Below are 12,212 nucleotides of genomic sequence, written 5' to 3'. Positions count from 1 at the left end.
CACGGTCGTCGCCCGCCGACTACTTCAGGAAGTCGGGGACATCGAGATCGTCACGGCCGGCACCGGACAGATCCGGCTCGACGACGGTCGGCAGGTCCTGCTGGGCAGGCTCGGCCTTGTAGCCGGAGGTCTCGGCCTTGGGGGCGGCCTCCGGGGCGGCCGGGACAGCCTGGTGCGGCACGGGCTGGTGCGGCACCTGCGTGGCACCGTTCTGAGCCGCCAGCCCGGACTGCTGGCCCTGCGGCTTGGTGCCCGTGTTGAAGCCGCCGGACGGCGCCGAGGTGGCGTCGACCTGGTCGAAGCCGGCGGCGATGACCGTGATGCGGGCCTCGTCACCCAGCGCGTCGTCGATGACGGCGCCGAAGATGATGTTCGCCTCGGGGTGGGCGACCTCCTGGACCAGGCGGGCCGCTTCGTTGATCTCGAACAAGCCCAGGTCGGAACCGCCCTGGATGGACAGCAGCACGCCGTGAGCGCCGTCGATCGAGGCCTCCAGCAGCGGGGAGGCGATGGCCAGCTCGGCGGCCTTGACGGCGCGGTCCTCGCCCTGCGCCGAACCGATGCCCATGAGGGCGGAGCCGGCGCCCTGCATGACGGACTTCACATCCGCGAAGTCGAGGTTGATCAGCCCCGGAGTGGTGATCAGATCGGTGATGCCCTGGACACCGGACAGCAGGACCTGGTCCGCGGACTTGAAGGCGTCCAGCACGGAGACGTTGCGGTCCGAGATGGACAGCAACCGGTCGTTCGGGATGACGATGAGGGTGTCGACCTCGTCCCGCAGGGCGTCGATGCCGCTTTCGGCCGAGGTGGCGCGGCGGCGGCCCTCGAAGGTGAAGGGCCGGGTGACGACACCGATGGTCAGGGCTCCGAGCGAGCGGGCGATGCGGGCCACGACGGGGGCGCCGCCGGTGCCGGTGCCGCCGCCCTCGCCTGCGGTCACGAACACCATGTCCGCGCCGCGCAGGACCTCTTCGATCTCCTCGGCGTGGTCCTCGGCGGCCTGGCGGCCGACCTCGGGGTTGGCGCCGGCACCGAGCCCGCGGGTGAGCTCGCGGCCCACGTCCAGCTTCACGTCGGCATCACTCATGAGCAGCGCCTGGGCGTCCGTGTTGATGGCGATGAACTCCACGCCGCGGAGTCCCACGTCGATCATGCGGTTGACGGCGTTCACGCCGGCGCCGCCGATGCCGACGACCTTGATGACGGCCAGGTAGTTCTGCGGTGCTGCCACGGTATTTGTCCCTTGCTCGATGTCTGTCTGTCTTGGTACCCGGTGGTGACGGTGACGCCCAGCGCCCGTCCCGGCCACTCAGGTTGGCTTAACGTTCAGGTTGAAGGTTATTGTTATGTCAACCTGTCTTCTGGTTGAAACGTTATGGTGCTGGCGGCGTTCGTGCAAAGACCCGCCTCCGGTGTGTCGCCGTGGCGTCCCCCGCCGGAGCCGAATCCGGACCGTGGCAGCCGTCCTGGCGACGGTGCCGGTCCTCTCCATCGGCCGTCAACGGGTGACCGGTCGGTCCGGCGTGGAGACGTCGAATTCCTGGATCGGTGCCTCCTCGTCCGCGGGAACGTTCAAAAGCGCCTCGAGGACCTGGGCCTTCCGGGCCCCTTTGTCCGCGTTGCCCCAGAGGACCGTCCTGCCGTCCGTCAGCCGGAGCGTGACCGAGTCCACGGTCTCCGCGGAGGCGGAGTCCATGCGCGTGCGGATCGGCTCCGGCAGCGTGCCCAGGACGGAGGTGATCACGTCGAAGACCTCGGGATCGCTGACATCCTCCGCGCTGGACACGCTGGGCAGCTGATAGGTGGAGGCTCGCTCCCCCGTCAGGGTGGCCAGGGCTTCCCCGCGCGCCGAGTAGAGGACATGGCCCTCGCCCTCCGGGACCATGGCCACCGGTTGGTGCTCCACGATCTCCACCGACAACGAGTTGGGCGGCTCGGCATGGACCCGGACCGTGTCCACGGCCGGTTCTCCGGCCAGGAAGTCCTCGACGGTCCGCTGGCCGACCTGCGGCAGCGGCTCTCCGATCACCGGCTCCAGGAGGTCTTCCGCCCGGCCCTGCTCCAGCAGGTCCGTCCCCGTGACCTTGATCTGCTGGATGGCCAGCACCGGGGAGAAGTACAGCACCGCCCCGAGGATGCCCAACAGCACCAGCACACCGGCCCCGCTGATCCACCACACCCGGCGGTGCCGCCGGCGGGCCTGACTCTGCGTCTCCGGGAACTCGACCACGTTGTCCGCAGGCCGGCCGGAGTCCTCTGCCACCGTGGACGTCGCACCAGCATGCGCGCCCGCCGTGGCCGACTCCGCCGATCCGCTGCTGGGGGTTCGCTCGTCCGTCACGGCCGTCCCGCCTGCTCGGTCAGGGCCGCCAGCACCGCACTGCTCTGGGCCGTGACGTCACCGGCCCCCATGGTGAGGATGACGTCACCGGGTTGTGCGGCGGACACCAGGGCGGCGACGGCGGCGGGCGCGTCCGCGGGCACGCTCGTCGACCCGGGCAGTTCCGTGCGGACCCGGCGGGCGATCAGCGACGAGTCGACCCCCTCGATGGGCTCCTCCCGTGCAGGATAGACCGGCAGCACCCGAACCCCGTCCGCCGCCGAGAGCGCCGCGGCGAAGCCGTCCGCGAAGTCACGGGTGCGCGAGAACAGGTGGGGCTGGAAGAGCACGTGGACCCGGTTCTCCCCGGCCACGGTCCGTCCGGCGGCGATGGCGGCGGCCACCTCGGTCGGATGGTGGGCATAGTCGTCGAAGACCCGGACTCCGGCGGCCTCGCCCCGGAACTCGAAGCGGCGTGCCGTGCCCCGGAAGGCCTCGATCCCCCGTGCCGCGGCACCGATGTCGAGGCCGGCGTGACGGGCGGACAGCAGTACCGCTGCCGCGTTGAGCGCGTTGTGCCGACCGGGTACGGCCAGGGTCAGTGTCGTCGTCGTGCCCTCCGCCCACCGGTAGGTGAGCCGCTGTCCGGTGCCACCGGACAGCTCGGCCAGCTCGCTGCTCACCAGCACCAGGTCATCGGCCCGTGTCGGATCCGATCCATAGGTGGCCACCCTGGGCGCCGGACGGCCGTCGACGGCTTCGGTGCGTGCCCATTCCGCAGCCTCACGAGCGCCGGCGTCGTCGGCACAGGCCACCAGGACGCCTGTGGGTGGCAGGAGCCGGATGAAATCCCGGAACACCGCGGTGACGGCCTCCACTGAGCCGTAGAAGTCGAGGTGGTCGGCCTCCACGTTGGTCAGGATGGCGATCTCCGGGCGGTAGTTCAGCAGGGTGCCGTCCGATTCGTCGGCCTCGGCGATGAACCACTCACCCCCGCCGGCGGTGGCGTTGGTCCCCAGCCCGGCCACGGCTGCCCCCACCGCGAAGGTGGGGTCGGCGCCGGCGTCGGAGAAGGCCATGGCGGCCATGGAGGACGTGGTGGTCTTGCCGTGGGTGCCGGCCACGGCGAGGACCCGATGACCGGACATGGCGGCGGCCAGGCCCTCGGAGCGGTGCAGCACGGGGATCCCGCGCCCCACGGCGGCGTCGTACTCCGGGTTGCCCGGGCCGGCGATCGAGGAGGCGATGACCGTGCCCACCGCTCCCCCGCCGTCCTGGGCGAGGCGGTCAAGGTGCGCGGCGTCATAGCCCACGAAGACCGTGGCTCCGGCCGTTTCCAGTTCCCGCATCACCGGCAGGTCCTTGGCGTCCGTTCCCGAGATCTTGACGCCGAGCTGCTGCATGATCCTGGCGATGCCGGAGACACCGACCCCGCCGAGGCCGAGGAAGTGGACCCGCCCCAGGCCGGCCAGGGCCGGGGGCATCGATGGTGCTGACGGGGGATTCACGAGACGTCTCCCGGAAGGTTGCTGGACGAGGAGGAAGAGGGAGCCGAAGGGGCCCGGCCGGCGGCCTGCAGGACGAGCCTGGCCATGGTGCTGTCAGCGTCCCGGATTCCCAGGGACTGGGCGGCGGCGGACATGGCCGCCAGCCGCGCGGGGTCCTGGGCCAGCGGCAGGAGCTCCCTCCGGACCCAGTCGGCGGTGAACGCCTCGTCCCGGACCATCAGGGCCCCGCCGGCTGCCACGAGCCCGCGGGCGTTGAGGGCCTGCTCCCCGTTGCCGATGGGCAGGGGGACGAGGACCGCGGGCAGGCCCACGGCGGCGAGTTCGTGCACGGTGCCCGAACCGGCCCGCGCGACGATGAGGTCCGCGGCCGCGTAAGCCTGTTCCATCCCGTCGAGGTATTCGCGCTGGTGGTAGCCCGCAGCGGTGACCGGGGCGCCGTCCTCGTCCAGGACCTGCTTGTCCCGACCGGTCAGGTGAAGCACCTGCAGGCCGGCGGCGGAGAGGTCAGGCAACGCGGCGGCGATCGTCCGGTTGACGTTGAGGGCACCGGAGGATCCCCCGGTCACCACCACCGTGGTGAGGCCGGGGTCCAGGCCGAGTGCCCGCCTCGCCTGCGGCCGGGACGCGTCCCGGTCCAGCGTGGAGATCTCCCGGCGCATCGGCATGCCGACGCAGCGGGCCCGGGGCAGGACGGTCTCCGGGAAGGCCGTGGCGACGACGGCGGCCTTGCGGGCACCCACCTTGTTCGCCAGTCCGGCCCGGACGTTGGCCTCGTGGATGACCAGCGGCAGGCCGCGGCGGAGGGCGGCCAGATAGACGGGGGTGGAGACGTATCCACCGACCCCGACCACCACGTCCGCCTGGCGGCGGTCCAGGATCTCTCCGGCCTGGGTGACGGCCCGGCGCAGTCGCAGGGGCAACCGCACGAGGTCCATGGTGGGACGGCGGGGCAACGGCACCCGGTCGATGGTGTCCAGCTCGTAGCCGGCACCCGGGACCAGCCGGGTCTCCAGGCCAGAGGTGGTCCCGACCATGGTGCAGTGCACCCCGGGACTCCCAGCATCACCGGCCGAGGTGGCGTCTGCACGGGAGGTGTGCACGGCCTCGAGGGCTCGGGCGATCGCGAGCATGGGGCTGACGTGCCCGGCGGTCCCACCACCCGCCAGGACGACGCGGAGCGGTTCGGTCATGAACGGGCCTTCTTCCAGGCGCGGGCGGCGCCGACAGGGGGTGTGGGTGATCCGGAGGGAGCAGAGGCGGAGGCGACAGCGGCCTCTGCTGCGGCCTCCTCCTCGTGGCGCTGCTCGCGGGCGAAGGCGAGGACCACGCCGACGCCGGCCAGGACGAAGGTCAACGCCGAACCACCGTAGGAGATGAACGGCAGCGGGACACCGATCACCGGCAGCAGACCGGTGACCATGGCGATGTTGATGAAGGCCTGGCCGATGATCCAGATGAGGATGCCGCCGGTGCAGATGCGGACGAAGAGGGAGTCCGAGCGGCGCGCCACCCGGAACAGGCCGATGGCCAGACCGGCGAACAGCCCGATCACGAGCAGGGTCCCGGCCAGTCCGAGCTCCTCCCCGAGGATGGTGAAGATGAAGTCGTTCTCCGCCTCCGGGATGTAGCTCCACTTCTGGCGGGATTGGCCCAGTCCGACCCCCCACCAGCCACCCGAGGCCAGCGCGAACATGCCGTGGTCCGGCTGGTAGCAGGGTTCCGTGGGAAACTCGCAGTTGCCCAGCCAGGCCTGGATGCGGACGGTGCGGTTGGCCGAGGTCAGGGCCATGACCACGGCCGCGACGGCGCCGAGGCCCCCGGCGATGAGGAAGTAGCGCAGCTTGGTGCCGGCCAGGAACAGGACGGCGGCCATGATCATCATGATCACCATGGCGGTGCCGAGGTCCCGCCCGTACATGATCAGCCCCAGCAGGATGGCACCCACCGGGAACAGCACGGGGACGATGGAATGCTTGAGCTGGCCGACCAGCTTCGCCTTGCGCTCGAGGACCGCGGCGGCCCACAGGGCCAGGGCCAGCTTGGCCGCCTCCGAGGGCTGGGCGGTGAACGAACCGATCTTCAGCCAGTTCTGGTTGCCGTTGACCTCGTGGCCGAGCGGTGTGAGCACCAGGGCCAGCAGGAAGACCGCCAGGAGGATGGCCGGCCAGGCGAGAGACCGCAGGCGGTCGCTGCTCAACCGGGAGAGGACGAAGAGGACCGCGAAGCCGATGACGGCGAACACCGTCTGCCGGATGAACAGGTCGTACGACCCGGAGAACTCCCCGATGTTCTCGACCGAGGAGGACGAGAGCACCATCACCAGACCGATGACGGTCAAGGCCGCGGCGCACCCCAGGATCAGGAAGTACGAGGTGCGGCTGGAGCCCTGGCCTTCGAGGAATCCCCAGGCCCGACGCCACACGGGCCGGTGGGGTGTGGTCACCATGCAAGGGCTCCTTAGCTGCCCAGCCCCTTGGCTTCCATGAGGCGGGCGACGGCGTCGATAAAGGCGTTTCCTCGGTCTGCGTAGGAGTCGAACTGGTCCATGGACGCCGCTGCCGGCGCCATCAAGACGACGTCCCCGGGCCGGGCCACCGCATTGGCTTCACGGACCGCTGCGGCCATGGCCTGATGGCCGTCCGAGGGGTCTGTTCCAGTGTCCCGCACGGCGGTGGAGAGAACCGGGATGTCCGGCGCGTGTCGCCCCAACGCCCCGGCGAGTTCGCCGGGGTCGGCGCCGATGAGCACGACGGCGCGAAGCCGGCCGACATGGCGGGTGACGAGCTCGTCGTAGCTGACGCCCTTGGGCAGGCCGCCGGCGATCCACACGACATCGGTGAACGCCGCCAGTGACGCATCGGCAGCATGGGGGTTGGTGGCCTTGGAGTCGTTGATCCACAGCACGTCGTCGGCCTGGGCCACCAGCTGGATCCGGTGGTCGCCGGGCCGGTAGGCACGCAGCCCGTCGCGGACCGCCTCCGGCGGCACCCCGATGGCGCGGACCAGTCCGGCGGCCGCCAGGGCGTTGGCGACCTGGTGCTGGGGAGCGATCGGACCGAGGTCCTGCACCTCGCCCAGTTCCAGGGCCTGGTTGGCGCGGTCCTCCAGGAAGGCGCGGTCCACGAGGAGGCCGTCCACCACGCCGAGCATGGACCGTCCCGGGGCGTCGGTGGTGAAGGACACGGCCCGGCAGCCCTCCTGGACGTCCGCCTGCTCGACCATGCGCATGGTCAGCGGCTGGTCCTCGTTGAAGAGACAGGCCAGCCGGGTGTGCTCGTAGATCTTTGCCTTGTCCGCGCAGTAGGCCTCGAAGGAGCCGTGCCAGTCGACGTGGTCCTCGGCGAGGTTGAGCACGGCCGAGGCGGCGGGCTCGATGTGGTGGGTCCAGTGCAGCTGGAAGCTGGAGAGTTCCACGGCAAGGGTGTCCCAGCCCTCGGGATCACGGATCGCGTCGAGGATGGGCGTGCCGACGTTGCCGCACGCGATGGCCCGCTGCCCGGCGGCCAGCAGCATGGATTCGACCATGCCCACCGTGGTGGTCTTCCCGTTGGTGCCGGTGACCACGATCCAGTCCGCGGTCTTGCGCCCGGCCCGTTCGCGGACCCGCCAGGCCAACTCGACCTCTCCCCAGATGGGGATGCCGGCCGCGGCGGCGGCCGCCAGGAGTGGCTGGTCGGGCCGCCACCCCGGGGAGGTGACGACGAGCTCGGGAGCCAGGCCGCCGACGTCGGGCAGCGCGGCGGTGTGCCGGTCCCCCAGCAGCACGTCCTGGACGCCGACGATCTTCAGGGTGTCTGCCTTGGCCCGGTGGTCCGGGCTCTCCTGGCCGTCGACGACCACCACGTGGGCGCCGAGCTCGGCCAGGGTGTCCGCCGCGGCGAAGCCGGACAGGCCCAGGCCGGTGACGACGACGCGCAGGCCGGTCCACTCGGCGTCCCAGCTGGTGAGTGCCGCGAGGCGGTCGGCGGGGTCGGTGCGGGGCTCAGAGGTCAAGGAGCTCACTGGGACAGCACCCATTCGCCGTAGAACAGGGCGATGCCGACGGCCACGCAGAGCAGACCGATGATCCAGAACCGGATGACCACGGTGACCTCGGCCCAGCCCTTGAGCTCGAAGTGGTGTTGCAGCGGTGCCATCAGGAACACGCGCTTGCCGCCGGAGAGCTTGAAGTAGCCGACCTGGATGATGACCGAGAGGGTGATGAGGACCATGAGTCCGGCCAGGATGACCACGAGGAGTTCGGTCCGGGACATGATGGCGAAGCCGGCGAGGGCGCCGCCGAGGGCGAGCGAGCCGGTGTCCCCCATGAAGATCTTGGCCGGCGCGGTGTTCCACCACAAAAACCCGATCAGGGCGCCGGTGAGGATGGAGGCCAGCACCGCCAGGTCCATGGAGTCGCGCACCTCGTAGCAGCCGGGTCCCTCGCCGGTGACCCCGCACGACTGGTTCGCCTGGAACAGGGTGATCAGCATGTAGGCGGCGGTGATCATGGCGGTGGCGCCGGTGGCCAGCCCGTCCAGGCCGTCCGTCAGGTTGACGGCGTTGGTGGTGGCCGTGGTGATGAGGTTGGACCAGACCACGAAGAGGATCACGCCGAGGACCGGCCCGGCGAAGGCCAGGTCGATCGGCAGATCCCGGACGAAGGAGATGGCGGTCGAGGCGGGGGTCAGCCCGCGGTCGTTGGGGAAGTTCAGGGCCAGCACGGCGAACGTGATGCCGACGACGGCCTGGAGCACGATCTTGGCCCAGGGCGTCAGGCCGAGTGAGCGCTGGTTGGAGATCTTGGTGAAGTCGTCCAGGAAGCCCACGAAGCCCATCCCGACCATGAGCAGCAACAGGATCATGACCGAGGCCGTGATCCCCGCGTTCTCCAGCTGCAGACCGGACATGATCCAGTGCGTCAGGAAGTACGCGAGCACGGTGGCGACCACGAAGACCGCTCCACCCATGGTCGGCGTGCCGCGCTTCGTCGCGTGTGAGGTGGGGCCGTCATCACGGATGAACTGGCCGTACCCTCGGCGGACGAGGAATTTGATGAACAACGGCGTGCCGATGAGTGTCAGCACGAGCCCGAGGAGGGCACCGATTAACAGGCCTATCACTGGCTCTGCTCCTTCCGGTCCCCGGTGGTCGGGACATCCATGGGGCCCGGACCGGCCGGACCGTGTGCGAGCCGATCGCCCAGCTCGCCCAGGCCGACGCCGTTCGAGGACTTGAACAAGACAATGTCACCGGGAGCGAGCTTGCCCCGGAGCAGCTCGGCGGCGGCGTCGAGGTCTTCAGCGAAGTCGACTTCGTCGCCCCACGATCCCTCGTTCACGGCGGAGGTGTAGAGCGGACGGGCGCCGCGGCCGACGACCAGGAGCTGATTGATGTTCAGCCGGACGACAGCGGTGCCGATCGCGGTGTGCTCTCTGATGCGGGCGTCGCCCAGCTCGAGCATCTCCCCCAGCACCGCCCAGGTGCGCCGCCCCGTGGACCGGCCCATCATGGCGAGGGTCTGCAGGGCCGCCCGCATGGACTCCGGGTTCGCGTTGTAGGCATCGTTGATGATGGTGATGCCGTCCGGGCGGTCGGTGCGCTCCATGCGCCGGCGGCTCGTGGGCCCGGCACCGTTGAGCGCCGTGGCGATCGTCGCCACGGACAGGCCGGCGGCCGCCGCCGCCGCGGCGGCCGCGGCGATGTTGGAGGCGTGGTGCCGCCCGATGAGGCCGGAGGCCACGGGGTGGGGTTCGGCGGCGGTGCCCGCACCGAGCCGCAGGTCGAACTCGGGCCGCTCGTCGGCGTTCGTCGTGAGGGAGTCGGCCAGGGCGGAGAACGTGGCAGTACCCGCCTCGAGGTCCGCGTCCACCAGCGGGAAGGAGCCCTCCTCCACAGAGAACCAGACCACGCGTCCTGGGGTGCGGGCGGCCATCGCGGCCACGCGGGCATCATCCCGATTGAGCACGGCGAAACCGTCCGACGGCAGGGACTCGACCAGTTCGCCCTTGGTCCGGGCGATGTTCTCGATCCCGCCGAACTTGCCGGCGTGAGCGGAACCGACCATCAGGACGACCCCGATGTCCGGCTGGACCATGGAGGAGAGGTATTCGATGTTCCCGACCTCGTCAGCACCCATCTCGATCACGAGGTATCGCGTGTCCAGGGCGGCCCGGAACACGGTCAGCGGCACGCCGACTTCACCGTTGTAGGAGTTCTGTGGCGCCACCGTGGGACCCGCGGTCGTCAGGATGGTGGCCAGCAGGTCCTTGGTGGTGGTCTTCCCGGCCGAGCCGGTGATCCCGATGACCGTAGTCGGCGAATGCTCACGGATCCGTTGCACGATGTACGTGGCCAGGCGGCCCATGGCCAGGACCACGTCGTCCACGAGGACGGCCGGGTCTGGCCCTCCCTCGGCGTCCGTGGTCTGACGCTCCGCCAGGATGAGCGTGGCCCCCGCGGCGCGGGCCGCGGGGATGAAGTCATGCCCGTCGGCATGCTCACCGGGTTTGGCGATGAACAGGGTCCCGGCAGCGGCCTCCCGGGAATCGGTGGTGGCGGAGTCGACCGTGGCACCGGACGGCACGGAGGCAGTCAGGGTGCCTCCCGTGGCCTCGGCGACGGCGGTTGCGGTGAGTTCGATCATGACCCGACAACTTTACGTCCGCGCCCATGAGAATCCGATGAGGGGCCGAAGCCGTGCCGTGCCAAGGCGGCCCGCAGTTCCACCCGGTCGTCCAGGGCCACGTCTACACCGTCCATGTCCTGGACGGTTTCATGGCCGCGACCGGCCAGCAGCACCGTGTCGGCCGGTGTGGCCAAGGACACGGCCAGGTCGATGGCGTCCTGGCGCGGCGCGGCCTCGTGAACCTCGACCTCGCGGCCGGTGCCGGCGGCCTGACGGGCCGCTTCCCGTACGCCGGTGAGCACCTCAGACCGGATGCCCGCGGGCTCCTCGGTGTGCGCTTCGTCATCGGTGACGATCACGACGTCGGCCCACTCGGCCGCGATGCGGCCCATCACCGGGCGCTTGGCCCGGTCCCGGTCGCCGGTGGCGCCGAAGACGAGGATGGTGCGGCCGGTGATGTTGCCGGCCGCCTGACGGGCGTCCCGGACGGACTCCAGGGCACGCACCATCCCGTCCGGGTTGTGGGCGAAGTCGACGATCCCGTCCGGGGACTGGCCGACGACCTCCATGCGCCCGGGGACGGCCGTAGCGAAGGGCCCCTGGCCCACCGGCACGTCCAGCACGCGGGCCACGGCGTCCCACTCGGTGCCGGGGAGCGATTCGAAGACCATGACTGCGGCCAGCGCGGCATTGGCCACGTTGAACCGGCCGGGCAGCCCGGTGGAAGCGGTGACGCTGCGGCCGCTGGCCGCATGGAGCAGGGTGAACCGGTACCCGAGGCGGATAGCCTCGAGGGACGTGACGGTCCAGTCCGCGCCCGTCAGCGGCGGGCCCCCGTGATCGGCCGCGGGCCCCAGGGACAGGGTTGCGGTGGGGCAGCCGGAGGCGGCAGCCATCCTGGTCCCCCAGGTGGCGCCGTCACGGTCCGGGGCATCAGGGCCGCCGTCCAGGGTGATGACGGCACGGCCGGTCCGTTCGGCGTCGAAGAGTCCAGCCTTCGCGGCGAAGTACTCCTCCATGGAGCCGTGCAGGTCCAGGTGGTCCTGGGTGAGGTTGGTGAACCCGGCGACCGCGAAATGCAGGCCCGCGACCCGCCGGTAGCTGATGGCGTGCGAGGAGACCTCCATGGCGGCCGAACTGACCTGTTCCTGGCGCATCAACGCCATCAGCGCGTGCAGCTGGGTGGATTCGGGCGTGGTCAGGGTGCTCGGGACGGTGCGGCGTCCGGCGCGGATCTCGATGGTGCCGATCAGGCCCGTGGTCTCCCCCCATGCCTCCAGCAGCGAGGTGAGGAAGTAACTCGTGGTCGTCTTGCCGTTCGTACCGGTGATCCCGTACATCCGCGGACCCGCCTCCGCATTCCGGTAGATGGCCGCGGCAGCCGGCCCGACGGCGTCGCGCACGTTCCGCACCACCAGCACCGGGGTGCCCGTGGGCAGGTCACCGGCCAGTTCCGCCCCCTCCCGGTCCGTGAGTAGTCCGGCGGCTCCGGCGGCGACGACGGCGGCGGCGAACTCGGCGCCGTGACGGTTGGCACCGGGCACACCGACGTAGAGGTCGCCGGTCCGCACCGCGCGGGAGTCCATCGCGATCCCGGCGGGTCCGGGCTGCCCGGGCAGCCCGCTGTCCACGCCGGAGAGCTCGACGGACAGGCCGGAGCGGTTGAGCGCTTCGATGAGGTCGTTCCAGTCCAGCGGGTCCGTGTGGTTTGGTCGGAAGGCAGCATCCTGCTCGGCAGGACTCAGGGTTGAGGTCATGGTGTGGCAGTTCCCTC

At 70.6% G+C, this 12,212-nt stretch carries 9 protein-coding genes; all 9 read right to left on the bottom strand.

The window, feature by feature from the left end; translation table 11 throughout:
- Window positions 1-19: 19 nt before the first annotated feature.
- The 9 genes from ftsZ to AB0333_RS02815 all read right to left on the bottom strand — a co-directional run bounded on the left by ftsZ (window position 20) and on the right by AB0333_RS02815 (window position 12,195).
- Window positions 20-1,234: a cell division protein FtsZ gene (gene ftsZ, locus AB0333_RS02855; RefSeq protein ID WP_366217257.1), complete on the bottom strand. Its 1,215-nt coding sequence runs from the start codon at window positions 1,232-1,234 to the stop codon at window positions 20-22.
- A gap of 267 nt (window positions 1,235-1,501) precedes the next feature.
- On the bottom strand, window positions 1,502-2,344 hold the full coding sequence (locus tag AB0333_RS02850; RefSeq protein ID WP_366217256.1) for a cell division protein FtsQ/DivIB: 843 nt from the start codon (window positions 2,342-2,344) through the stop codon (window positions 1,502-1,504).
- Window positions 2,341-3,807, bottom strand: a complete 1,467-nt coding sequence (gene murC / locus AB0333_RS02845; protein WP_366217553.1) for a UDP-N-acetylmuramate--L-alanine ligase — start codon at window positions 3,805-3,807, stop codon at window positions 2,341-2,343. Before murC ends, AB0333_RS02850 begins: the two co-directional genes overlap by 4 nt.
- A 20-nt stretch (window positions 3,808-3,827) precedes the next feature.
- Window positions 3,828-5,021, bottom strand: coding sequence for an undecaprenyldiphospho-muramoylpentapeptide beta-N-acetylglucosaminyltransferase (murG, locus tag AB0333_RS02840; protein WP_366217255.1), 1,194 nt, complete (start codon window positions 5,019-5,021; stop codon window positions 3,828-3,830).
- Window positions 5,018-6,277 carry a putative lipid II flippase FtsW gene (gene ftsW / locus AB0333_RS02835; protein WP_366217254.1) on the bottom strand — a complete coding sequence of 420 codons (1,260 nt, stop codon included), beginning with the start codon at window positions 6,275-6,277 and terminating at the stop codon, window positions 5,018-5,020. Before ftsW ends, murG begins: the two co-directional genes overlap by 4 nt.
- Before the next feature lie 11 nt (window positions 6,278-6,288).
- Window positions 6,289-7,824 carry a UDP-N-acetylmuramoyl-L-alanine--D-glutamate ligase gene (gene murD / locus AB0333_RS02830; RefSeq protein WP_366217253.1) on the bottom strand — a complete coding sequence of 512 codons (1,536 nt, stop codon included), beginning with the start codon at window positions 7,822-7,824 and terminating at the stop codon, window positions 6,289-6,291.
- A 5-nt stretch (window positions 7,825-7,829) separates the two neighbouring features.
- Window positions 7,830-8,933, bottom strand: coding sequence for a phospho-N-acetylmuramoyl-pentapeptide-transferase (gene mraY, locus AB0333_RS02825; protein WP_366217252.1), 1,104 nt, complete (start codon window positions 8,931-8,933; stop codon window positions 7,830-7,832).
- Window positions 8,930-10,456 (bottom strand): UDP-N-acetylmuramoyl-tripeptide--D-alanyl-D-alanine ligase, encoded by a 1,527-nt coding sequence (gene murF / locus AB0333_RS02820; RefSeq protein WP_366217251.1) that lies wholly within the window; start codon window positions 10,454-10,456, stop codon window positions 8,930-8,932. The genes mraY and murF overlap by 4 nt, the downstream gene beginning before the upstream one ends.
- Window positions 10,453-12,195 (bottom strand): UDP-N-acetylmuramoyl-L-alanyl-D-glutamate--2,6-diaminopimelate ligase, encoded by a 1,743-nt coding sequence (locus tag AB0333_RS02815; protein WP_366217250.1) that lies wholly within the window; start codon window positions 12,193-12,195, stop codon window positions 10,453-10,455. Before AB0333_RS02815 ends, murF begins: the two co-directional genes overlap by 4 nt.
- Window positions 12,196-12,212: the final 17 nt, after the last annotated feature.

The organism is Citricoccus sp. NPDC079358, from assembly GCF_040702545.1.
Classification (GTDB): domain Bacteria; phylum Actinomycetota; class Actinomycetes; order Actinomycetales; family Micrococcaceae; genus Citricoccus.
Note: the sequence above shows the minus strand (reverse complement) of the source record. Positions and strands in the feature narration are given on the sequence as shown.

Bases quoted from the DNA above. Each gene is read 5' to 3' on its own strand.
- murC (WP_366217553.1), bottom strand. From the start codon at position 3,807: ATGCCCCCGGCCCTGGCCGGCCTGGGGCGGGTCCACTTCCTCGGCCTC.
- murG (WP_366217255.1), bottom strand. From the start codon at position 5,021: ATGACCGAACCGCTCCGCGTCGTCCTGGCGGGTGGTGGGACCGCCGGG.
- ftsW (WP_366217254.1), bottom strand. From the start codon at position 6,277: ATGGTGACCACACCCCACCGGCCCGTGTGGCGTCGGGCCTGGGGATTC.
- murF (WP_366217251.1), bottom strand. From the start codon at position 10,456: ATGATCGAACTCACCGCAACCGCCGTCGCCGAGGCCACGGGAGGCACC.
- AB0333_RS02815 (WP_366217250.1), bottom strand. From the start codon at position 12,195: ATGACCTCAACCCTGAGTCCTGCCGAGCAGGATGCTGCCTTCCGACCA.